This is a genomic window from Marinobacter sp. M-5 (genome assembly GCF_032911545.1).
Lineage (GTDB): Bacteria > Pseudomonadota > Gammaproteobacteria > Pseudomonadales > Oleiphilaceae > Marinobacter > Marinobacter goseongensis.
In genome coordinates this window covers 174,522-194,887 of the sequence record NZ_JAWJEK010000003.1, presented here as the reverse complement: position 1 = coordinate 194,887, position 20,366 = coordinate 174,522, and the positions used below count along the sequence as shown (strand labels likewise).

The 20,366-nt window shown below is 59.4% G+C and carries 26 protein-coding genes; 14 read left to right on the top strand and 12 right to left on the bottom strand.

The window, feature by feature from the left end:
* The first annotated feature begins 134 nt into the window (after positions 1-134).
* From R0125_RS13995 to R0125_RS13980, 4 genes are all read left to right on the top strand, one after another.
* Positions 135-452 carry an antibiotic biosynthesis monooxygenase family protein gene (locus R0125_RS13995; RefSeq protein WP_317238595.1) on the top strand — a complete coding sequence of 106 codons (318 nt, stop codon included), beginning with the start codon at positions 135-137 and terminating at the stop codon, positions 450-452.
* A gap of 13 nt (positions 453-465) precedes the next feature.
* Positions 466-864, top strand: a complete 399-nt coding sequence (locus R0125_RS13990; RefSeq protein ID WP_317238594.1) for a DUF2784 domain-containing protein — start codon at positions 466-468, stop codon at positions 862-864.
* Between the two features lie 95 nt (positions 865-959).
* The gene (locus R0125_RS13985) at positions 960-1,814 is read left to right on the top strand and encodes a crotonase/enoyl-CoA hydratase family protein (protein ID WP_317238593.1); all 855 of its coding nucleotides are present in this window, start codon (positions 960-962) and stop codon (positions 1,812-1,814) included.
* 6 nt (positions 1,815-1,820) lie between these two features.
* A complete protein-coding gene (locus tag R0125_RS13980; RefSeq protein ID WP_317238592.1) occupies positions 1,821-2,435 on the top strand; it encodes a CPBP family intramembrane glutamic endopeptidase in 615 nt (204 codons plus the stop codon).
* Here R0125_RS13980 and R0125_RS13975 read toward each other — a convergent pair.
* Positions 2,426-2,845 (bottom strand): DUF2721 domain-containing protein, encoded by a 420-nt coding sequence (locus R0125_RS13975; RefSeq protein ID WP_317238591.1) that lies wholly within the window; start codon positions 2,843-2,845, stop codon positions 2,426-2,428. The genes R0125_RS13980 and R0125_RS13975 overlap by 10 nt on opposite strands.
* A 100-nt stretch (positions 2,846-2,945) precedes the next feature.
* On the opposite strand from R0125_RS13975, the gene R0125_RS13970 reads away from it, so the two are divergent.
* Both R0125_RS13970 and R0125_RS13965 read left to right on the top strand, forming a co-directional pair.
* Positions 2,946-3,554, top strand: coding sequence for a LysE/ArgO family amino acid transporter (locus tag R0125_RS13970; protein ID WP_248182587.1), 609 nt, complete (start codon positions 2,946-2,948; stop codon positions 3,552-3,554).
* Positions 3,555-3,657: 103 nt separating this feature from the next.
* On the top strand, positions 3,658-4,131 hold the full coding sequence (locus R0125_RS13965; protein WP_317238590.1) for a DUF4442 domain-containing protein: 474 nt from the start codon (positions 3,658-3,660) through the stop codon (positions 4,129-4,131).
* Here the strand turns inward: R0125_RS13965 and R0125_RS13960 are convergent, their stop codons facing one another.
* The 3 genes from R0125_RS13960 to R0125_RS13950 all read right to left on the bottom strand — a co-directional run bounded on the left by R0125_RS13960 (position 4,132) and on the right by R0125_RS13950 (position 6,407).
* A complete protein-coding gene (locus R0125_RS13960; protein ID WP_317238589.1) occupies positions 4,132-4,758 on the bottom strand; it encodes a hypothetical protein in 627 nt (208 codons plus the stop codon).
* A 19-nt stretch (positions 4,759-4,777) separates the two neighbouring features.
* A complete protein-coding gene (locus tag R0125_RS13955; RefSeq protein ID WP_317238588.1) occupies positions 4,778-5,281 on the bottom strand; it encodes a C40 family peptidase in 504 nt (167 codons plus the stop codon).
* 61 nt (positions 5,282-5,342) lie between these two features.
* Positions 5,343-6,407, bottom strand: a complete 1,065-nt coding sequence (locus R0125_RS13950; protein WP_317238587.1) for an alpha/beta hydrolase — start codon at positions 6,405-6,407, stop codon at positions 5,343-5,345.
* 133 nt (positions 6,408-6,540) lie between these two features.
* On the opposite strand from R0125_RS13950, the gene R0125_RS13945 reads away from it, so the two are divergent.
* From R0125_RS13945 to R0125_RS13925, 5 genes are all read left to right on the top strand, one after another.
* Positions 6,541-6,855 carry a DUF2007 domain-containing protein gene (locus R0125_RS13945; protein ID WP_248182594.1) on the top strand — a complete coding sequence of 105 codons (315 nt, stop codon included), beginning with the start codon at positions 6,541-6,543 and terminating at the stop codon, positions 6,853-6,855.
* A 71-nt stretch (positions 6,856-6,926) separates the two neighbouring features.
* Positions 6,927-7,484 carry an RNA 2',3'-cyclic phosphodiesterase gene (gene thpR / locus R0125_RS13940; RefSeq protein ID WP_248182595.1) on the top strand — a complete coding sequence of 186 codons (558 nt, stop codon included), beginning with the start codon at positions 6,927-6,929 and terminating at the stop codon, positions 7,482-7,484.
* Between the two features lie 14 nt (positions 7,485-7,498).
* Positions 7,499-9,007 carry a YdbH domain-containing protein gene (locus tag R0125_RS13935; RefSeq protein ID WP_317238586.1) on the top strand — a complete coding sequence of 503 codons (1,509 nt, stop codon included), beginning with the start codon at positions 7,499-7,501 and terminating at the stop codon, positions 9,005-9,007.
* A gap of 20 nt (positions 9,008-9,027) precedes the next feature.
* Entirely contained in the window at positions 9,028-9,243 is a 216-nt protein-coding gene (locus tag R0125_RS13930) for a YnbE family lipoprotein (protein ID WP_317238585.1), read from the top strand.
* A gap of 29 nt (positions 9,244-9,272) precedes the next feature.
* A complete protein-coding gene (locus R0125_RS13925; RefSeq protein WP_317238584.1) occupies positions 9,273-9,617 on the top strand; it encodes a YdbL family protein in 345 nt (114 codons plus the stop codon).
* Between the two features lie 33 nt (positions 9,618-9,650).
* Here R0125_RS13925 and R0125_RS13920 read toward each other — a convergent pair whose 3' ends face one another.
* The 5 genes from R0125_RS13920 to rluF all read right to left on the bottom strand — a co-directional run bounded on the left by R0125_RS13920 (position 9,651) and on the right by rluF (position 14,666).
* A complete protein-coding gene (locus R0125_RS13920; protein WP_317238583.1) occupies positions 9,651-10,142 on the bottom strand; it encodes a hypothetical protein in 492 nt (163 codons plus the stop codon).
* On the bottom strand, positions 10,139-11,914 hold the full coding sequence (locus R0125_RS13915; protein ID WP_317238582.1) for a putative bifunctional diguanylate cyclase/phosphodiesterase: 1,776 nt from the start codon (positions 11,912-11,914) through the stop codon (positions 10,139-10,141). The genes R0125_RS13920 and R0125_RS13915 overlap by 4 nt, the downstream gene beginning before the upstream one ends.
* Positions 11,898-12,341, bottom strand: coding sequence for a response regulator (locus R0125_RS13910; protein WP_317238581.1), 444 nt, complete (start codon positions 12,339-12,341; stop codon positions 11,898-11,900). Before R0125_RS13910 ends, R0125_RS13915 begins: the two co-directional genes overlap by 17 nt.
* Positions 12,338-13,621 carry a sensor histidine kinase gene (locus tag R0125_RS13905; RefSeq protein WP_317238580.1) on the bottom strand — a complete coding sequence of 428 codons (1,284 nt, stop codon included), beginning with the start codon at positions 13,619-13,621 and terminating at the stop codon, positions 12,338-12,340. The genes R0125_RS13910 and R0125_RS13905 overlap by 4 nt, the downstream gene beginning before the upstream one ends.
* A 133-nt stretch (positions 13,622-13,754) precedes the next feature.
* Positions 13,755-14,666: a 23S rRNA pseudouridine(2604) synthase RluF gene (gene rluF, locus R0125_RS13900; protein ID WP_317238579.1), complete on the bottom strand. Its 912-nt coding sequence runs from the start codon at positions 14,664-14,666 to the stop codon at positions 13,755-13,757.
* A gap of 238 nt (positions 14,667-14,904) precedes the next feature.
* Here rluF and arfB point away from each other — a divergent pair, with 238 nt between their 5' ends.
* From arfB to R0125_RS13885, 3 genes are all read left to right on the top strand, one after another.
* The gene (arfB, locus tag R0125_RS13895; RefSeq protein ID WP_317238578.1) at positions 14,905-15,318 is read left to right on the top strand and encodes an alternative ribosome rescue aminoacyl-tRNA hydrolase ArfB; all 414 of its coding nucleotides are present in this window, start codon (positions 14,905-14,907) and stop codon (positions 15,316-15,318) included.
* Between the two features lie 92 nt (positions 15,319-15,410).
* Positions 15,411-16,397 (top strand): GTP-binding protein, encoded by a 987-nt coding sequence (locus R0125_RS13890; RefSeq protein ID WP_317238577.1) that lies wholly within the window; start codon positions 15,411-15,413, stop codon positions 16,395-16,397.
* A 293-nt stretch (positions 16,398-16,690) separates the two neighbouring features.
* Positions 16,691-17,227 carry a class I SAM-dependent methyltransferase gene (locus R0125_RS13885; RefSeq protein ID WP_410797710.1) on the top strand — a complete coding sequence of 179 codons (537 nt, stop codon included), beginning with the start codon at positions 16,691-16,693 and terminating at the stop codon, positions 17,225-17,227.
* 4 nt (positions 17,228-17,231) lie between these two features.
* Here the strand turns inward: R0125_RS13885 and R0125_RS13880 are convergent, their stop codons facing one another.
* The 3 genes from R0125_RS13880 to R0125_RS13870 form a co-directional block, all read right to left on the bottom strand.
* Complete coding sequence (locus R0125_RS13880) at positions 17,232-18,236, bottom strand: PA2778 family cysteine peptidase (protein ID WP_317238575.1); 1,005 nt, start codon at positions 18,234-18,236, stop codon at positions 17,232-17,234.
* Between the two features lie 30 nt (positions 18,237-18,266).
* Positions 18,267-18,668, bottom strand: coding sequence for a PA2779 family protein (locus R0125_RS13875; protein ID WP_248182612.1), 402 nt, complete (start codon positions 18,666-18,668; stop codon positions 18,267-18,269).
* A 224-nt stretch (positions 18,669-18,892) separates the two neighbouring features.
* Positions 18,893-20,341 carry a phospholipase D family protein gene (locus R0125_RS13870; protein ID WP_317238574.1) on the bottom strand — a complete coding sequence of 483 codons (1,449 nt, stop codon included), beginning with the start codon at positions 20,339-20,341 and terminating at the stop codon, positions 18,893-18,895.
* Positions 20,342-20,366 lie beyond the last annotated feature (25 nt).

Sequence of the window (20,366 nt, the reverse complement as noted above, 5' to 3'; positions counted from 1 at the left end):
TAAATCTTTCCAACGAGAGTCACCATACTCCTGACTGAGCGGAATGCAAAGGTATTTCTCATAAGCATTAACCAGCAGGCTCAGTGATTGAGTGCAACGTGTGGCTGAACAGCACGATCCACAGGGGAGGGATGATGAAATTTATCTTTGAAGTTCGTATCCGCGAAGGACACACCGCAGAGGAATACGCCGACGCCTGGGTGCGGGCCAGCGAGTTGATACAACAGGCGCCGGGCGCACGTGGAACGGAACTGCACCGGAAGATCGGTGACCCCCGCGCTTTGATCGCCATCGCCACCTGGGAAAGCAAGGCGGCCCGGGGTGCGATGGAATCCGGGAAGAATCCTCGCATTGCTGAGATCATCCGCAACGCCGCGCCGTTTGTCGAAATCCATCCGCTCGGGGAGTTCGAGGATCCGGAGTGGGTGGTGATGCCGTCCGGGCGGTCATAGCAGGACACGAACCATGCCTTATCAGATTCTGGCGGATGCGGTGCTGGCCGTTCACGTCGCGATCGTGGTGTTCGTGGTCGGCGGGCTGGTGCTGATTCTGGTCGGCAATCGGCTGGGCTGGCATTGGGTGAACCGGCGTGGGTTTCGCTACCTCCACCTGTTGGCGATCGGGGTCGTGGTGTTGCAGGCATGGCTGGGAGTGTTGTGCCCCCTGACCACACTGGAGATGTGGCTGCGCGCCGAGGCCGGCGAAGCAGGGTACACCGGCAGCTTTGTACAGCACTGGTTGCAGCGTTTGCTGTACTACGAGGCGCCACCCTGGGTTTTCATCGTCGCGTATTCCCTGTTCGGATTGGCCGTGCTCTTCGCCTGGTGGAAATTTCCACCCGGCAAAGGTTCCGGGCGCCAATAGCGCGCTCACGACGGGCCGGGGGTGGGCGCTGTACCCGGGAACATGGTTTAATCGGCGCTGACCCGAATCCGATCTGCGTAAAAAAGGAGTGCCGCGTGCCAGAACTTGCAACTTATGAGAGTTTTTCCATTGAGGTGTCCAACCACATTGCCCATGTGCAGTTCAGTCGCCCGGACGCGCTGAACACCATGAACAAGACGTTTTGGCTGGAACTGCCCCGCTGCATGCAGGACATTGAAGCCAATTCCGATGCCCGGGTCATCGTGCTCTCATCCACCGGTAAGCATTTTTCCGCGGGCATGGATCTGAGCGTGTTCAGTGACCCGAAATCGGTGCCCATGAGCGGTGATCCGGGCCGCATGGCGGAAAATCTGCGCCGCGTGGTGCTGCAGTTGCAGGACACGCTGACGTCGCTGGAGCAGATCCGTCTACCGGTACTGGCTGCTATCCACGGTGGCTGTATTGGCGGTGCGCTGGATCTGGTCTGCGCGGCAGACAGCCGTTACTGCACCGAGGATGCCTACTTCACTATCAAGGAAACCGAGCTGGGCATGACCGCGGACGTGGGCACGCTTCAGCGTCTGCCAAAACTGATGCCTGAGGGTGTGGTGCGTGAACTCGCCTACACCGGGCGCAAGTGTGCTGCCGAGGAGGCCCATCGTCTGGGTTTTGTAAATTCGGTGTACCCGGATCATCAAGCCCTGCTGGTGGCGGTGATGGCGGTAGCAGAGCAGATTGCCGCCAATTCGCCGCTGGCGGTGACCGGTTGCAAGGAAATGCTCAATTACAGCCGCGACCACAGCGTGGAAGACAGCCTGAAGTACATGGCCACGTGGCAGGCCGGCATGTTCCGCCCCACCGACATGATGAAAACCTTCCAGGCCAAGGCACAGAAACAGGCGCCGCAATACGATGACCTGTTCCCGGTGAAGCCGCTGTTCGATCAGTAGTTGCAGATGAGCAACCGGCGTCCACCCGGAATACCCGCGCTGACCGCCCTGGCTTTTCAGAGCGCCATTGGTGTGGTCGGTCTGGTGGTCATTGTGCTGCTCGATATCCCGGTTCCGCTGCTGGGTCACGGCCTCTGGCACAGCCTGTTATGGGGGGCGATCGGTGCGGCGCTGACCTATGCCGGTCTGCTTTGGTGTACCCGCATTCCCGGATTGCTGCCGGACACCCTTGAGCGGCAGATGCAGGGGTTGTATGACTTCGCGGTCAGCTATTCGCCCGCGGTGCTGGTGTGCCTGTCACTGCTGGCGGGTATCGGCGAGGAGCTGCTGTTCCGCGGCGCGGTTCAGGGCGGGTTGCTGATGCACACCCCTGCCGCGGTGGCGGTGCTGGGCGCGTCCGTGCTGTTCGGGCTGGTGCACTGGGTGTCGTTCACCTACTTCCTGATCGCCACCGGGCTGGGTCTGATTCTGGGGGTGGCCTACCTGCTGTCTGAGAGTATCGTGCTGGTGATGCTCTGGCACGCGGTTTACGACGTGATCGCCCTGTTCTGCCTGCTGCGCTTTCCGCACTGGTTCGGGGTCAGGCGGATTCGCCGCGGCGGTCCCGGGCGTCAGGAGTAGTCGGTACCCCCCTTGCCGGAGCTTTTCCGCGCTTCGAAGCTGGCCAGTTCAACGTTGATGGCGTTGGTCGAAATCTGTATCTCATAAAGGGAGTAGAGCAGTGATAACGACAGCAGCACCAGACTGGCGCCGAACGCCACCACGCCCGGCAGGTCAGAGCCGAGAAACAGCAGGAACATCGACACCGTGCACAGGAAAAAGCTGAGCACCCCGTAGGTCTGCATGCGCTTGGTCAGCACAATGCGCTTACGCAGCATGCCGATCTGCCGCGCAATCAACGCATGGTCCTCCTCGGTGTCCATCTGTTTGAGCTGGCGAATCAGTTGCGCCAGAACGAGGAACCGGTTGGTGTACGCCAGTAACAGCAGCGAGATGGCAGGAAACAGGAGTGCGGGTGTGGTCAGATCCAATCGTTTGTCCTTGTGGCTGAGAAGTGTCCGATCGTCAGGCCGAGCGTCCGAGTATAGTCGCAGAGCGGCAGCCTTGCGCAACTGGATAAGGGGGTAGAGCGTGCTGGAGAGTTACCTGACAGGTTTGATTGTCTGCGGCGGAATCATCGTCGCCATTGGTGCGCAGAATGCGTATGTGCTGAGCCAGGCCATCCGCCGGGAGCATCACTGGTGGTCAGCCGGTGTTTGCATGGTGGCGGATGTCACCCTGTTTACGTTGGGGATGTTCGGTGTCAGTGCAGCATTAATGGCGATGCCCCAGGCCCTGGACATTCTGCGCTGGCTTGGGGTGGTGTTTCTTGGCTGGCTCGGGGCTCAGGCATTTATGCGAGCTGCTCGTGGCCGGGCTGCCCTGGAAACCGGCGAAGCGACCAAACGAAGCCTGAAAGCGGTGGTGTCTACGACCCTGGCTGTGACCTTGCTGAACCCGCAGGTTTATCTGGACACTCTGTTGCTGATTCCTGCAGTGGGTGCCCAGCAGCCGGATGCCACCACCTTCGTCGCCGGGGCCAGCAGTGCCTCCGTGCTGTGGTTCGGATTGCTGGCCTGGTGCGGGTCTGCCATGGCGCCGATTCTCGCGCGGCCGCTGGCCTGGCGGATCATCGATGGCTTGATCGGCCTGATGATGACCGCGATTGCGCTGCACCTTGCGCTGGGAAATGGTCTCTAGCATTCAAACGGTCGTATGAAATGGCTTGCAATGGCTGGCAGCTGTCTTGAAGATGGCCGGCTATCCAGTATTTCCGAAACCGACCGACCACCGAGGTTTGCTGATGAATTCCACTCTTCGACGCTGGTTTACCAGCGCCGGCGCCCTGCGCCGTTTTCTGTCTACCTTTGCACCGTATCTGGGCGCCGGGGTCAAGGTGACACAGCTCGCTGATGACTTCAGCTCCGCCACGGTAGAGATGCGCCAGCACTGGTACAACACCAATTACGTGGGTACCCATTTTGGCGGCTCGCTCTACAGCATGGTGGATCCCATGTACATGTTGCTGCTGATGCGCAAGCTGGGGGACGACTACATCGTATGGGACAAGTCGGCCAGCATCGACTTCATTCGCCCGGGCAAGGGTACGGTAACGGCCCGTTTCGAGCTGACCGAAGAGCGCGTGGCGGCCATCCGAGAGGCCACTGCCAGTGGCGAAAAAATGTTGCCGGAGTGGGATGTGGATATTGTTGATGAGGCCGGGGTGTGCGTCGCACGGGTGCACAAGGTGTTGTACGTGAGACGCAAGAAGGCCTGATCAGAAGCGGACGACGAGCCCGGCGGACGCCTCTACCTGAAAAAAGCCGTTACTTTCGAAGCGGACATTGCAGCCTCCGGAACAGAACACCGCGCCACCACTATCCAGCACGGTGTAAAGCCCCCTCAAGTCCAGTCTCAGCCGCAGGTGGTCGTTCAACGGCCACTTGTAACCACCGCCCAGTGACAGTGAGGCGCGGTGATGGGTGTCCAGGCCTGAGGGTTTCGGGTCCAGTCGGGTGACGCCGGCCACACCTGAAACGAACCCGCCTGTGGTGGTGCCGCCGGGAAAATAGAGACCGCCGAACTGCAACTGGGTAATCGTGAGGTCCACGCTGGTCCTGGTCGGTGTCAGTAAACCCTCGGAACTTCTTGCCGTTGTTTCCTGCCTTCCCAGATAGAACTCCAGCTGTTTGCCGGGTTCGCTCAGGTCTACATTCAGCAACAGCCCCTGGCTTACGCTGTCTTCAAGATCCACGCGGCGGTCTTCGTTGTCAGTCCGGTTGTTGACGTCGAACTCGCCGCCCATGCGATAGCCGGCAACGGGGGTGAGTTCAACCTCTGCGGTAGCAGGCAGGCTTAAGAGCAGCGTGGCGATCAACCCGAGACAGGTGTGGCAAGGGCGCATTAATCGGATATCCCCGGCATCAGTCAAAGCGCCGGGCTTCGGTAAGGCGGCCTTTCCAGTAATACCCGTTCAGCGATGACTGGGTGACACCGGACGACGTCGATGCGTGAATAAACCGGTCTCCGCCCATGTAGATGCCGGCGTGTTGCTCTTTTCCGCCGATGCGAAAGAACACAAGATCACCGGGCTCGATGTCTCCCGGGTGCACGGCATCTCCGTAAGCGAGCATCTGTGACGTGGTGCGTGGAAGTTGCTTGCCCAGGCCCTCCCGGTAGGCCGTGAGAATAAAACCGGAACAATCAAAGCCGCGGGCCGAGGTGCCCCCGTAATGGTACGGCGTGCCCTGATAGCGCTCGAACACCTGCCAGAGTTTCTGTGCTTTGGCGGAGTGCTGTGGCGGCGGCTCTGGTGCGTGGGCGTAGCCGTCAGGCGATCCCTTCTGCACAGCCTGGTTACTGGCACAGCCGCCAAGTGCTAACGCTGAAAGGCACACAATCACTATGTATCGCAACGACCTACCCATGCTGGAGTCCTGACTGCCTGATCATCACGTCAGATTATTATGGTTTCGCCGGGATGTCAGGTTACGATTTGTGATCCTGTGCTGCTTCCAGGTGCGCCAGAAACTCGGCGATGTCGTCGAAGGCATCGTTGGCCTCTGGCAGCAATGGCGTAAAAATCTGCCAGACGTGCACCATGCCGGGCCAGGTGTGCAGCTCAACCGGGGATGCCATGGATCGCGCTTTGGCTGCGTACCGGCGGGCGTTGTCCAGCAGCATCTCGGTATCGCTGGCGTGGATCAGGGTGGGCGGAAGATTGGCCAGGTTGCCTCTCAGGGGCGACGCCACCGGACTGGTAGGTGACACGCGAAAGGCGGCCAGCGTGGCCCACCAGATCACTGGCAGTGGGATCTTGGACAAACCGCCGAATACCGGTCCCAACAGTGGGTCGCTGTTGATGTTGGTGCGATTACTGGGTGCGGTCAGAGTCAGGTCGGTCGAGGGAGACAGGGCGATGGCCGCGTCGGCCTGCGGCAGGCCGCTATCCCGAATCCAGGCAATCAGGGCAAGGGCATGGCTGCCACCTGCGGAATCGCCGGCAACGACCATGAAATCAGCAGCGGCTTCGCCATCAGGGCCGTGGTCGAGAAGCCATGCATAGGCTTTGCGGCAATCTCTTACGCCGTCCAGGAAGCGGTTCTCCGGCATCAGGCGGTAGTCGAGTGCGAAGACCGCTGCGTTAGCGATGTGAGAGAGCCGGTCAGTAATGGCGCGATGACTGCGGGGGCTGCCTGCGGCCCACGCGCCACCGTGAATGTAGAGAATCCGCCGTTGGCTATCCGCTCCCGGCGCCAGTACCCACTCGCCGCGGGGTTGGTCGTTGAAACGGAACTCCGAGACAAGCGCCAGACCTTCGCTGAGGCCGTCCATATGCTGGCGCAATGCCACCAGCCGCGCTTTGCCCCTCAACCCACGCGATGCATTGCCCATGTCGCGGATGCGCCCGAGCACCTGTTCGTGGGCCTCGCTTGGCAGCGATTCGCGCACGGAATGCTCGTCCTGATCAAAATGAGAAAAGTCCTCTACCCGAAACAGGACCAGCGTAATCGCAATGATCAGCCCGATGATGGTAATCACAATCCATAACATGGCGCAGCCCGTATCCAGATGAATCCGGTAACCCCCGGAAAACTATGCTTCGACGACTCTTCAACTATGCTTCAGATAATACTCGCCCGGTGCGGCGGATGCCTACCGGAACCATCACAGAAGGAGCAAGGCGTTGCAAATAGCCTACAGAGCCCGTGATATCACCGAGGCGCACATTGTGGCCGGTCTGATCGAGGCGAACGGCATTGAGACGTACGTTGGCGGCCTGTATCTGCAGGGGGCGATGGGTGAAATCGGCGCAGCCGGTTTCAGCAACGTTCATGTGGCGGATGAGGACCTGTACCGCGCCAGACAGGTGGTGTCGGAATACGAAGCATCGGCGCCCGAGGCTGTCGTGACCGGCGATGACGACCGCCGACCGGATTTCTACGCGCGCGGGTTCCTGCTGGCGCTGGCGATTCTCGGCCTCGTTCTGCTGGCACTCTAAAGCGTACACTTGTGCAGGCTCAAGATGGCGAGTTCCTGTCAGAACATCACCCGGGTAGATTGAGGAGCGTAATGCACCGGCTGTTTTTCGGGCTCGAGATTCCCGCCGCTATCCGGCAACGGCTGCTGCAGGTGCCTACGCCGGTTGCCGGCGCGCGCTGGCAGCGCGATGATCAGTTCCACATCACCCTGTTGTTTCTTGGGGATGTGGAGTCTGGCAGGGCGGTGAATGCCCGGGCCGCTGCCAGGGATCTCCCGCTTGAGCCCTTCGAACTGGACGTCCACGGCCTTGGCAGCTTTGGTCCGCCACACAATCCTCGCCATGTGTGGGCTGGCGTGCAGCCGCTGAATCCGATTGCAGTGATGCATGAAGCGCTGGCCGCCCGCATCACAGGCCTCGGATTCACGCCAGAGAAACGGGGCTTTCGCCCCCATGTGACATTGGCGAGATTTGGCAAACAGCCGGGTTCCGTGGCAGCGTTGCTGGACGAATACCAGAGCTGTTCGTTCGGAAGCTTTACTGTCTCCGATTTTGTCCTGTTTGAAAGCAAAAGGGGCGATCAGGGATCCGTTTATTCCGTGGTGGAGCGCTTCGGTTTGATGAAAACCCGCCAGGGGTCATCGCCCTGATCGACAGGAGCACTATGTTGTCTTGTGATGGCCTCTCGCCATGGAAGCCCCGGGTCCACCTGGCAGTTCTGGCGATGTGCCTCGTGCTCACTCAGCCTGTCTTTGCCATGAGCTGGTCGCTGGTGCTGCAGCAGGGCCAATTTGACCTGGCGCTACCGGATATTCACTCCGGAGGCTGGTCATTTACCGGCCTTCATGCCGATGTGGTCACCGCCGTTGACGCGGATAATAACGTGGCCCGGATCCGCTTCAAGCCCGGTTCCCGCCTGCGGGCGGCACGGATCGTTCAGAACATAGCCGGTAATGGACTGCAACTGAATGATGTGCGCGTGGACCTGACGGATGTCACCCTCACCGTGGACCTGGACACTCCGGGTACCTTGCCTGAGCGCAGTTCGATAACCGGTCAAGTGGCAGTGAATATTGGCGCGCTGCACCACCCAACCCTGAACGCCCTGGGCTGGCAATTCGACGGCACGGTGAGGGGGCCCTTGAGCGACGTGAGGGTCGCGGGGCAACTAAGGGCCGATTCCGGTCTGACCGCAGAGGTCGCTGCGAGACATCGGATGGGGACGTTCCTGATGGCCAATGCGATGATGGCCCTCGGTGGAGGGCAGGGCACAAAGGCGATGGCGGCCACATTTGTGGACTGGCCCGGGTCGCTGGAATTGAGTGCCGGACAGATACAGTTGGAAGCTCGGGTGCACCAGGCCCCCGGCCAGCCCTTGGCGGTGCACGGCCAACTGGACTTCGACGGGGTGGGCGGCCTGATTGACCGCACCGCTGTCTCCGGCCTGAATGGGCGCCTGCTGGTCAGCCTGGAACAGGACGCGCTGGTGGCCCGTGTCCGGGATATGGAGATCGGCCAGATCAACTCCGGTATTGGTATCGGCCCGGTGCGTGTGCTCGCAGTATACCGGGCGCCCCGGACTGAGCTTGCCGCCGGCGTTCTGGACATTCAGCAGGCGACGGCCGGGTTTCTGGATGGCCGTTTGCGAGTGGCGCCCGGCTCGTTTGACCTTGCCCGACAACCCTGGCGGCTGCCCATTGATGTGTACGAGGTGTCACTGGCGAAGCTTTTGCAGGTGTACCCGACGGAGGGGCTGGCGGGCTCCGGTACGCTCAGCGGCCGCGTTCCGTTGAAGGTCAGCGGGTCCGGTGTTGAGGTGGAGCAGGGCCGGGTGTCTGCCATGGCACCGGGCGGATTACTGAGACTGCCCGCTGAGCGGCTGCAGGCCATGCTGGGAAGCAGCCAGGCCATGGAGCTGGTGGTGGAGGCTTTGCAAAACTTTCACTATTCGGTGCTCGATAGCACGATAGACTACGATAACACCGGTAAGCTGGTGCTCGGTTTGCGGCTGGAGGGTGAAAACCCCGACGTCCGCGGCGGGCAACCGGTGGTGCTGAACATTAATCTTGAAGAAGACATTCCGGCCCTGTTAACCAGCCTGCAGCTGAGCGGCAGGGTAAATGAGGCGGTGACCGAGAGGGTTCGGGAACGCCTGCAACAATCCGGGCAGTAGTCCGGGCAGGAGACAGTGCCATGATGAATGGATTGCGGTCGTTCCGGCCGCGCGCAGTGCGTATGTTGATGATCATGATGTTGCCGTTGGCGATGTACGGGTGCACGCCCACGGTGCAGATGGCTGCACCGAAAGAGCCCATTACGGTGAACCTTAACGTCAAGATCCAGCATGAAATCTACGTCAAGGTCGACAAAGAGGTGGACGAGCTGTTCAGTGAACAGGGTCTGTTCTAATCGAAGCCGGCGCTTGCAAGGAGTTGATAATGAAACGATTGATGCAACTGGGTGCGGTAATTCTGGCATTGAGCCTGGCTCTGCCGGCATTTGCCATGAGCCTCGACGAGGCTAAACAGAAGCTGGAATCCGCAAAGCAGCAGGGGGCGGTGGGTGAGACGCCAGCGGGTTACCTGGACGTGGTCAAGGCCGGTGGCGAGGCCCGTGAGGTGGCGCAGGCCATCAACAGCGCCCGCAGAGACGAATACACCCGCATTGCCGAGAAACACAACATCCCGGTCACCCAGGTAGAAACCGTGGCCGGCAAGAAAGCAATCGAGAAAACGCCCCCGGGTCAGTTCGTGCTGATCGACGGTCAGTGGGTAAAGAAATAGCACGGATTGCATCCACCACCCCCGGCCCTTCGGTCAGACCGGGGGTGGTAGTGCGACCTTGAACCAGTAGTCTTCCATAACGCGGATGATTTCGATCAGGCCGTTGAACTGAAGCGGCATGCGAATCACCGACGCTGCGCCCAGCTGGTAAAGCTGTGGTGTGCTTGACGCCACATCGCGAGGACAGAAGACGATCACCGGAATGGCCTTGATGGTCGCCGTGGCCTTGATGCGCGAAAGGATGTCGGTGGTTGAGCGGGTGCCGGTCGCCGCGGCGATCATCAGCAGGTTCGGGAGGCCGCCGTTTCGGGTACCCCGGCTAATGCTGGCCGCTTCAATGACCTCGAACAACTGGTCTGCGTCATTGAAAACCATGAGTTCGTGGCCCATGCCGTTGACCTGCAGCGCGTCGCAGAGTTCCTCCCGTTCTTCCTCCCGGGGCGCCAGAAGCGCGATCCTGAACGGTCTCGATGGCGAGCAGGGTTCAATCTGTCTCTCATTTTGCGGATCAGCGGGCATGTTCATTGGCGATTCCGCCCCCCTGACGACGACAGCTGCCCGGAGAGTTCGGAGCTCCGGCCCTGCTGGCCCAGTGCCAGCTGCAGAGCCTGCTCTGCCGGCATGGGCTTGGCAATCAGGTAACCTTGCCCCATGCTACACTGGATTGCGGTCAGGGCCGCCAGTTGCTCCTCAGTTTCGATGCCTTCTGCAATCACCTGCATCCCCAAGGATTCGGCCATGGTCACAATGGCGCGGCAAATGGCCGGTTCAGCCAGAGAGTCCATGCCATCGACGGAGACAAAGCTCTTGTCGATTTTCAGGTAATCGGCCGGGAAATGCTTCAGGTATTTCAGCGACGAATACCCGGTGCCGAAATCGTCTATGTAGATCTTGGCACCGGTTGATCGGATCTGATCGAGCTCTTCCAAGGCGTTATCGTCTTCCGAATTGATGTCCACCATGGTTTCTTCGGTCAGCTCGATTTCAAGCAATCTTGACGGTATGCCCTCCCTGTCGAGCACGGCCTTGACCGACGCACCGAAGTTGCCGGGCTTGAGCTGCACCGGGGATACGTTGATGGCAATCGGAAACTGGGTAATGCCGCGCGCTTCCCAATCTTTCAGCAACTGGCAGGTTTGCTCGATCACCCAGGCTCCGAGCGGGATGATCAGGCCGGTTTTCTCGGCGATGGGAATGAACTCGGCCGGGGATACGAAGCGTTTTACGCCACCTTCGTCCTCGATCCAGCGCAACAGGGCTTCGAATCCGATAATGGTCCGGTCGGCGAGGTTCCACTTGGGCTGCAGATAGAGCTCGAATTCGTTGTGCTCCAGTGCCCGCCGCAACCCTTTCTCAAGTTTGATGTTTTTCTCAAGCTCGGTTTGCAGCCGCGCCGTAAAACACTGTAGCCGGTTGATGCCGTGCCGTTTGGCCTCATACAGCGCAATGTCGGCCTTCTGCATCAGCTTGATCGGCGTTTTCCCGTTTTCCGGGTACAGCGCAATGCCGATACTGGCGGAGATGTTGATCTCGTGTCCGCGGATCGCCGTGGGGGGCGCGATGGCCTCAAGCAGCTTGGTGGCCACCAGGGCCGCGTCCTCGTAGTCGTGGATTTCGTCGACCAGGATGGTGAATTCGTCGCCGCCAATTCTGGCGGCAAAATCCGAGCTGCGGATCACCTTGCGGATGCGGTCGGCAATCAGGGTAAGCAAAAGGTCACCGGTCGGGTGGCCAAGGGAATCGTTGATTTCCTTGAAACGATCAAGATCGAGGAACAGTACCGCCAGCTTGCCCTTTTTGCGTTTGGCCCGGGCCAGAGAGGCCTCCAGCATTTCCTCGAACAGCAGGCGGTTGCCAAGCCCGGTCAGGGGGTCGCGTTTGGCCAGTCGCTCCAGATTGATTTCCGCGCGTTTGTGTTCGATGGCATGGTGAATGGTGCGTTCCAGCAGTGGGGTGGACAGCTCATTCTTGGGCAAAAAGTCGGCCGCGCCCAGGTTGATCACTTCGTCGTCAATGCGTCCGGAATCAGCACCGGTCAGCACCACAACCGGCTGCGAAATGTGCAGCAGCGACGCCTCTTTCAGGAAGTCGATGGCGGTATCCGCCCCGAGAAAATAGTCCAGCAGGAAAATGTCGTGAGCGGGATTGGTCAGGTACTGCTGGGCTTCCTGAAAGCTTTTCACATGGGTGAGCCGAAAACGGAAGCGTTGGGAAGCCAGCAGCAGGCTTTCCAGAATGAGGAAGTCGGCACTGTCATCCTCGATGACGACAACGTGGAATTCAGTGTTCGCTGGCATCAGGCAACTCCACGATGGAACACCAGTAACTGTTGAAGATTCGTATCTGGCTGACCAGTTTTTCAAAATCGACCGGCTTCGAGATGAAGGAACTGGCGCCGAGGTCGTAGCTACGGAACACTTCTTCTTCGCGGTTCGAGGTGGTCAGAACAATGACCGGCACATGCTTCAGCGTCGGGTCTTTCTTGATGGCGACCAGGCAGTCCCTGCCGTCCATTTTCGGCATGTTCAGATCAAGCAGAATCAGATCGGGAAACGGGTGTTCTTCTGCGTTGTAGGGCGGATGGCGGCGCAGGTATTTCAGCAGCTCCTCGCCATTCTCCACGAAATACAGTGGATTAATGGATTTGCTCTCCTCGAAGGCTTCCTGGGTCAGCATGCGATCCAGAGGATCGTCATCGGCCATTAGAATCGTGATGGGTCTCATGCGGAGAACTGCCTCATGTGATGGACGGGAAGATCGATCTGGAACGTTGATCCTTCGCCGACCTTGCTTGTTGCGGTGATGGAGCCTCCATGCCGTTCAATAACCTTCTTGCAGATAGCCAGCCCCATGCCGGTACCCTCGTACTCGTCCCGCCCATGGAGACGTTTGAAAACCTCGAATATCTGGTCCTTGTACTGCGGATCAAAACCGATGCCGTTATCGGCCACGGTCAACCGGTAGGTCTGCTCCGAGACCGGGGCGCCGGTAATCCGGATGACCGGCGCTTTGTCCGGAGCCCGGTATTTGATCGCATTGCCAATGAGGTTCTGCATCACCTGTCGAAGTTGGGAACGGTTGCCCATCACCGAGCCCTCGATGTTCTTTTCGATCCGGGCGTCGCACTCTTCAATTCTGAGTTGTAGGTCTCGCTCGGTTTCCCGGGTCAGTTCTGCAAAAGAGACTTCTTCGAGTTCACTGTTCTGTGTGGTGACCTGGCTATAGGCAAGCAAGCTGTTGATCAGGGCTTCCATACGCTCGGCCGCGTCCCGGATGTACGCCACAAACTGCTGGCCTTTTTCGTCGAAGCTGCCGTAGCGGCCGGACGAAAGCAGCTGGGTAAACGACATGAGCTTTCTCAATGGTTCCCTGAGGTCGTGGGAGGCGATGAAAGCAAACTGTTCCAGATCCTCATTTGACCGCTCCAGGGCAAGGGATTTGGCTTTTTCTTTCTCCTCCGCGGCGCGGCGGTAGGCAATTTCTGTTTCGAGTTGCTTCTTGGTTTCAAGCAGCTGCTTGACGTGGTTCTGGAGCTCATTGCGTGCGGTAAGAAGGTTGCCTTCAGATATTTTCCGCAGATTGACTTCAGACTGCAGGTCGAAGTTTGCCTGCTGGAGTTGCATTGGGCGGGGCAGGGCGAGTGCCTTGGGAATCAGCGGCCAGATCAGAATGGCAGTAAGAATGGAAACAATGGCGGTCAGGGCCTTTACGGCGCCGGAAATGTAGTAATCGCCATGCCAGATGTTCCAAACAGACAGAAGATGTGTGGTGCCACAGGCGAAGATGAACAGGGCAAACAGAACGAACATCCACTGATATTCCAGATCTTTTCGTTTGGCCATCAGAACATACAGAGCAACCGGAATGGTGAAGTAGGCTGCAGCGATCAACGTATCGGAAATCGAATGGAGCAAAACGAGATCGGGACGCCACAAGTAACAATGGCCATGCCCCATAAAGGTCAGGTCGAACCACTCACTCAGGCCATGGGTATGATCATTCACCGGTGCATCCTCATCACTGTGTTTACAGCAGGAAATTGACCGACTCAGATGGGCCTGGCTCGGCGAATTAATCCTGGCCTTTAGCATACTCCAACAGTGTAGTCTTTAAGGACGGGTTTTTCTCTGTTCCAGATCAACGCTTGACGCTGCGCTGTTTGGGTTTGGCCTGTTTTGAGCGTTTTCCGGGCCTTGCCGCGTCTCTGTTGCCGGGTTTTTTGTGTCTGGAGGGTTTCGACGTTGCGCCGGCGCTCTTCCCGGGGGATCTCCGGGTGGCGCCCTTGTCCGGTCGGGAGGCGGTCTTGTTTGCGGCGGGCGGCGCTTCCGAGGACGAATCGCGGATGGCGTCGAACAATTCCGCCAGCTCTTTCTGGGTCAGATCCCGCCATTGGCCGACCGGCAGCCCCTTCAGGCTGACGTTCATGATGCGGACGCGCTCCAGTCGGGTCACCTCGTAGCCGAAGTGCTCGCACATCCGGCGAATCTGGCGGTTCAGCCCCTGAATCAGCGTGATGCGGAAAACAAACCGCGATTCCTGGTGAACCTTGCACTTTTTGGTGACGGTGCCCAGGATCGGCACTCCGTTTGCCATGCCCTCAATAAAGGCTTTGGTGACTGGTTTATCGACGGTGACCAGGTATTCCTTTTCGTGATTGTTGCCCGCCCGCAGAATCTTGTTGACCAGATCCCCATTGCTGGTCATGAAAATAAGCCCCTGGGAGTCTTTGTCCAGCCGCCCGATCGGGAAAATCCGCTCACCATGTCCCACAAACCGCTGGATATTGTGTTTTTCCGCACTGTCAGTGGTGCTGACAATACCCACGGGCTTGTTGACTGCGATGAACACCAGTTCGTCCTCAGACCGCGGCTCGATAACCTGGCCGTTGACCTTGACAGTATCGCCCGGCAACACCTGACCGCCCACCGTGGCGCGCTTGCCGTTGATGTAGACATTGCCCTGCTCGATGTACCGGTCTGCTTCCCGTCGCGAGCACATACCGCTTTCACTGATGTATTTGTTGAGACGGGTGGAGGTTCCGGTGGCCATGGGTGTCCTGTAACGGTTAAACGGTGAGGCGTGTCTGATGTTCAGCGGATGATAGCAGGGTCACGGTAAGGCGTCAGTCACAGGGCAGCGGGGAGAGCGCCGCCAAAATTGTGTTATCCGCCGGTATTCTTTAAGTTAGTGGCACGCGGGAAGGGGATACTCCATCCTTCCTGATCCAGTTCCAGTGAAGGATTGCCGCCGATGCCTTCTAAAGTCTATGTGAAGCCGTGATGCCGTCATGTTGAAAATTTCCAGCGCCGTAGAACTTGCCGACTGGGAAATTGAAATAACCCAGATTCGCGCCCAGGGTGCCGGCGGGCAGAATGTGAACAAGGTGGCCTCTGCTGTGCACCTTCGTTTCGACATTCTCCGGTCGACCTTGCCGCCGTTCTACAAAGAGCGGCTGATGCAACTATCGGATCAGCGCATCAGCAAGGAGGGCATCGTTATCATCAAGGCCCAGTCGTTCCGGACCCTTGAACTGAACAAAGAGGATGCCCTTGAGCGACTCAAAGAACTGATACTGGAGGCGGTCAAACAGCAGAAGGCCCGCCGTGCAACCCGCCCGACCAGGTCGTCGCAGCGCAAACGCGTTGACAAGAAAACCCGAAAGGGTAAAACCAAGGCTCTGCGAGGCAAGGTGCAGATCTGAGGCTGGCCAGGCTCACAAATTGTGAATGCCCATACTGTCTCAAGGTGTTATAGTATAACATTCTAAAACGTCTCTCTGCCTGCGGACTGCCCATGAAACAGCCTATTCCAACCAATTTGATCCTGGGGTTCCTCGGGGTCGGGAAAACCACCGCGATACTGGACTTGCTCAGCCAGCGGCCCGAGGGCGAAGTCTGGGCAGTGCTGGTTAACGAATTTGGTGAGGTCGGCATCGATGGCGCGCTGTTGGAACGGGAGGGGGCGTTTGTGCGGGAGATTCCCGGCGGTTGCATGTGCTGTGTCGCCGGCCTGCCGATGCAGATCGGTTTGAATCAACTGATCCACAAGTCGAAGCCCGACCGCCTTTTGATCGAGCCCACCGGGCTGGGCCACCCGTCCCAGATCCTTGATACCCTGACCAGTGAGCACTACCGGGACGTGCTGGCTCTGGGGCCGGTCATTTGTCTGGTGGATCCCCGGCGGCTTGAGGACGCCCGGGTGCGCGAGAATGTGCAGTTCCGTGATCAGGTGGCAGCAAGTGACATTCTGGTGGCCAATAAAACCGATGTCTGCACAGCTGAGCAGATTGCCGCCTTTGATCAGTGGGCAGAAGCGCTGGAGCCGGCGCGGCGGGCGGTGTTTCATACCCGTTTCGGGCGGCTAGCTCCGCAGTGGCTTGAGGGCAACACCGATTTGCCGCAGGTAACCACCCCTCACGCACACCACCATCACGGGCAGCGTGCGGATGCAGAAACGCCGGTGGATATCAACGAACAGCCCTGGCAGCAGGTGACCAACCAGGGCCAGGGCCATGTCAGTGTCGGGTGGAAGATCCATCCCGAATTGCGGCTGGACGAAAACACCCTCATGGCCATGGCGATGGACGACCGACTGGCGCGCTTCAAAGCCGTGGTGCATTGCCTGGAAGGCTGGCGGGCGGTCAATGTGGCTGACGGCGCATTGTCGGTGATCGCCACCGAGGCACGTGACATGTCGCGGGTTGAAGTGATTGCTGCCGGGGCACTGGATGCACAGGTTCTGGATCGGCAATTGCGCGCGGCGGCAGGCCTTGCGGACTAGTCATCGAGCTCTTCCGACAATTCCTGCAATACCGGTTCCATCAGCCGTTAGACCCAGGCGGAGTCGCCATTGTCCAGGGTAAGTTCAACACGCTCATAGCGGGCACCGGATCCCGAGCGATTCACGGTTGCCGGGTCATGACCGAATATCACAATGAAACTTTGTTCAGATTATCAGGAGCGTCTTTGATCGAACCGCAAACCTGCCCGGTGTGTGAAACCGGCCGGCTAAAGCCTTTTCAGCAGGTGCAAGGCACGGCGTATCATCGCTGCCCGTGGTGTGAAGCCACGGTGATGGACCCAGCCCACTGGCTTACGGCGCATCGGGAACGTGACGTCTACGATCTGCATGACAACGATCCGCACGATCCGGGTTACCGCCGCTTCCTGTCAAAGCTGACCACGCCCCTGCTGGAGCGTCTTGAAGTGGGTGCGCAGGGGCTGGATTTTGGCTGCGGCCCCGGCCCGGCGCTGGCGTTGATGCTCGAACAGGCCGGGATGAAGATAAGCCTCTACGACCCGTTCTTCCATGCTGATCCGTCGGCGCTGAATCACACCTACGATTTTGTGACCTGCACCGAAGTGGTGGAGCACCTGCATCAGCCGGCGAAGGTTTTTCGCCAACTGGATTCGCTGGTGAGGCCTTGTGGCTGGTTGGCCGTGATGACCTGTTTCCAGACCGACGACCGGCAGTTTGCCAACTGGCATTACCGCCGGGATCCCACCCACGTGGTATTTTACCGGGAGGCCACTCTGGCATGGCTGGCGCGGGTGCATGGCTGGCAACTTGAGGTGCCGGCGAAGGATGTTGCCCTGTTCCGCAAAGCCTGACCGCTCAGGGTGAGGCCGGGGCCGGGCACTGGATGACCGGGCATAGGGTGTTGCTGGCGCCAGATGCCACCGCGTTGTTGCCGGCAGTGGGCTGAAATCGGTCCGGGGTCAGCTGTGCGGCACAATTGGCCGCCTTGTTGGCCTGTTTGGCGCAGCCGGCCTTGCCGAGGGCCTGGGATAAATTATGCCAGCCGGGTGCCAGTGTGGGAAATCGTTCCGTCATGCGCAGATAATGCCCTATGGCCTGCGGCCAGTCCGAGCGGGCGTAGGCAATGTTGCCCTGGCCCATAATGGCGGCGGGCTGTTCCGGCCACTCAGCCTCTGCGGTCTGATAGGCGGTCATCGCGGTCAGGGTGCGTCCGGTGGTTTCAAGGTCGTTGGCCGCCATCAGATAGGAAATAGGGTCTGCGGTGACAGGCAGCTGGTCCGGGGCCATCATGACGGCTCCCCAGTTGTCGGCACGGTTCCAGGTGGCAGTGAACACCTCCAGGCTTTCGGCGTGTTGTTCCCGGGTATCGGTGTGCAGGATGATGTTGCGTTCGTCCCGGTCAAAGCCGATCACCACCGCAAAATGCCATTGCGGCCACCAGCTCAGTCCCAGATTCTGCATCACCAGCACCGGGTTGCCAGCAGCGACTTCTGACAACAGAGCGGCCAGGCTGCCATCAAGCTCATACACCAGTAGGCCATGGCTTCGGGCTCCCGCGACCAGCTCGACCCTCAGGCTGCCTTCACGTTCGGGCAGGTAGACCAGCTCTTTGAGAACGTCCGGGTTGGTGTTGAAGCCGCGGGTATTCAGCATCATGGCCAGCGAGGCCGGTCCGCACTGATATTTTTCCTGAGGATAGAAGGGTACGGAATCGAGCACCCAACGCTGCTGAAGATTGGCCTGGCTGTCGCCGGCGGGTTGCGCCGGCCATTGCGGGCGGCTGGCGCAGCCGGCCAGAACCGTTACCAGCACAAGGCTGATGAAGGTTCTGGCGAGGTTTGAGGCGAGTTGCGCGATCACTGGATACCGTCTGACAGTCTCACGGTAGACTCAGCGAATGCAGTTGATGAAGGAGAAGATGTTGGTCGCACACAGCATGTCTGTGATGATGAACACCAACAGGAAGAGCACGATAATGCCCACCACGCCCTCACCGACTTCAGCCTGGGCCAGCTGTTGCTCGAATTCGGCCAGCTCGGCCGGTGTCAGGTTCTGGATACGCTCTTCCACCACCTCCTGACTGACGCCCATATCGGCCAGTTTGTCCTTGACCTCTTGCTGCTCAAGCATGCTGAGCAGCGACTCGCGGTCAATGTCGGCCCGTTGTTCCGTCAGCAACTCGCCGGTTCCTATCACATCGGCTGTTGCGGCGGATGACCAGACCGTGGTCATGGCCATCAGGATGGCCAGAAAGAACGACACATGTCTCAGGTTTTTGCGAATTGCCTGCATCCCTAACTCCTGTTCTTTTTGGTGATAGACCGTTGACCACGATAGAGCAGTTGGTTTCCGCATGGCAACCGGCGGAGGGGGCAGGCAGGTTGCACATCCGGCTTGAGCTCAGGCCAGTTAAGGAGTGCAGAGGGGGTTACCATTTTTTCAGCAAGTTCCTGAACCGCCGTTTCAATCACGTTCGCGGCAAAATCTGCCATGAATGTGAACGTTGGCCTCGTGCCTCAGAAAGTGGACAGCCCGGTGGCTTCCATCAGCCGATAGCGCCAGTACTTGAGTCCGGACCCGTCTGCCCAGATTTCATAGGGCTGGCTCATCACCGGCGTCGAACCGGGGCCCTGCTGCCATTGGCGCTCGAAAAAAACGATCGCTTCGGTGGCGACGGCAGAGGAAGCGGATAACCGCAGGTGGATATTGGTCTCCAGGTTGAGATCATCCAGATTACGCCGGGTCAGGTTAGCCGAGCCAAGCAGGATTTCCGCATTGCCGCTGCTGTCACGGGTTATCAGTAGCTTACTGTGGCACTGCTCACCGCGGGTATTGCACCAACGTACCGGTATCCCGGCGCGAGTCAGTTCCGCCGCCACCTGACGGTTGGGAATGCCGTTCTTTTCGTGGCCAAAGGCGTCGTTATTGGCGTCCAGGAGTATGCGGACGCGGGCTTTGCGCTGATGCGCCTGAATCAGTGCCTGAACGACCTGGCGATGGGACAGATAGAACACCGCCAGATCCACCCGATCGCCGGCGCCGGCGGACGCGATCATGCCCAGCGCGCTGGACAGTATGGCGGATTCAGTAACCACCTGGACGGTATCGCCCATGGCCGGTGCGGCACCAGCTCTGGCAGGAATGTCAGCGATTGTGCGGCTGATCAGGGCGGTGTCGATGCCCGACATTTCCAGCACCGCCCGTTCGCTTGCCAGCAAATCCGCAACGGCGGGGCCGCTGAAGCTGAGGCCGATGTTGCTGTGGCGGCTGCTGCCGTCATGGGGGTTGGCGGACGTCACCAGCGCCCGCATCGCGTCACCGTCATCCGTGACCATCAGTTTTCGGTGGTTGGCCTTGAAGTTGGGGAGGGCAAGGTAGCTCCGCAGAGTGACCGGCTGGCCTTGCAGGGCATTGGGTAGCCAGCCCCCATCCGGGGAATTCCCCAGCCACTGGCAGCACACCCGCCACAACCCTGACCACGCGGGGTTGCTGTCCCTGAGTCGGGTGAGATTCGTCTCCACAACGGAAATGCCGGCCTCGCTGAGTGCTTCGAACCAGGGCGAGCGGGTGCCGCCATAAAAGGTATTGATGGGGTCGGAGATCACCACAATGTGGATGTCCGGAAGCGCTTGCTTGCGCTGGATCAGGGCCTCAGTCAACTGCCGGGCGAGGGGGCGGTAGCCGGAGGCCCCCTCGGGTTTGCTGTCGTTGAACAGAAACATATCGACCAGGATAAATCGTTCGGCGTTGGCAATCTGGCGCAGAACTTCGTCAAAAATGGTGTGCTCCAGCCGGGTACTGCCGTCGGCCTGGTGCACCGTGACGTCGGTCAGCAGTGTCGGGTTTACCAGCGGTGCCAGGGGCCCGCTGTAACTGATGCCATTCGGGAGGGGTTTCAGGGTGTGGTAAAGGCCGGTTCCGGCGACCAGCAATAACAACGCGGCAATCACGAACTTCACTGTCATGGGCAAGCTTCCTGGCTCCTGAGTC

Excerpts from the sequence above, each read along its gene's own strand:
- R0125_RS13925 (WP_317238584.1), top strand. The coding sequence starts at position 9,273 with ATGAAACGATTGATGCAACTGGGTGCGGTAATTCTGGCATTGAGCCTG.
- R0125_RS13965 (WP_317238590.1), top strand. The coding sequence starts at position 3,658 with ATGAATTCCACTCTTCGACGCTGGTTTACCAGCGCCGGCGCCCTGCGC.
- R0125_RS13960 (WP_317238589.1), bottom strand. The coding sequence starts at position 4,758 with ATGCGCCCTTGCCACACCTGTCTCGGGTTGATCGCCACGCTGCTCTTA.
- R0125_RS13990 (WP_317238594.1), top strand. The coding sequence starts at position 466 with ATGCCTTATCAGATTCTGGCGGATGCGGTGCTGGCCGTTCACGTCGCG.
- arfB (WP_317238578.1), top strand. The coding sequence starts at position 14,905 with ATGTTGAAAATTTCCAGCGCCGTAGAACTTGCCGACTGGGAAATTGAA.
- R0125_RS13885 (WP_410797710.1), top strand. The coding sequence starts at position 16,691 with ATGGACCCAGCCCACTGGCTTACGGCGCATCGGGAACGTGACGTCTAC.
- R0125_RS13920 (WP_317238583.1), bottom strand. The coding sequence starts at position 10,142 with ATGAACATGCCCGCTGATCCGCAAAATGAGAGACAGATTGAACCCTGC.
- R0125_RS13955 (WP_317238588.1), bottom strand. The coding sequence starts at position 5,281 with ATGGGTAGGTCGTTGCGATACATAGTGATTGTGTGCCTTTCAGCGTTA.
- R0125_RS13910 (WP_317238581.1), bottom strand. The coding sequence starts at position 12,341 with ATGAGACCCATCACGATTCTAATGGCCGATGACGATCCTCTGGATCGC.
- R0125_RS13950 (WP_317238587.1), bottom strand. The coding sequence starts at position 6,407 with ATGTTATGGATTGTGATTACCATCATCGGGCTGATCATTGCGATTACG.
- R0125_RS13930 (WP_317238585.1), top strand. The coding sequence starts at position 9,028 with ATGATGAATGGATTGCGGTCGTTCCGGCCGCGCGCAGTGCGTATGTTG.
- R0125_RS13890 (WP_317238577.1), top strand. The coding sequence starts at position 15,411 with ATGAAACAGCCTATTCCAACCAATTTGATCCTGGGGTTCCTCGGGGTC.
- R0125_RS13875 (WP_248182612.1), bottom strand. The coding sequence starts at position 18,668 with ATGCAGGCAATTCGCAAAAACCTGAGACATGTGTCGTTCTTTCTGGCC.
- R0125_RS13870 (WP_317238574.1), bottom strand. The coding sequence starts at position 20,341 with ATGACAGTGAAGTTCGTGATTGCCGCGTTGTTATTGCTGGTCGCCGGA.
- R0125_RS13995 (WP_317238595.1), top strand. The coding sequence starts at position 135 with ATGAAATTTATCTTTGAAGTTCGTATCCGCGAAGGACACACCGCAGAG.
- thpR (WP_248182595.1), top strand. The coding sequence starts at position 6,927 with ATGCACCGGCTGTTTTTCGGGCTCGAGATTCCCGCCGCTATCCGGCAA.
- R0125_RS13915 (WP_317238582.1), bottom strand. The coding sequence starts at position 11,914 with ATGCCAGCGAACACTGAATTCCACGTTGTCGTCATCGAGGATGACAGT.
- R0125_RS13980 (WP_317238592.1), top strand. The coding sequence starts at position 1,821 with ATGAGCAACCGGCGTCCACCCGGAATACCCGCGCTGACCGCCCTGGCT.
- R0125_RS13935 (WP_317238586.1), top strand. The coding sequence starts at position 7,499 with ATGTTGTCTTGTGATGGCCTCTCGCCATGGAAGCCCCGGGTCCACCTG.
- rluF (WP_317238579.1), bottom strand. The coding sequence starts at position 14,666 with ATGGCCACCGGAACCTCCACCCGTCTCAACAAATACATCAGTGAAAGC.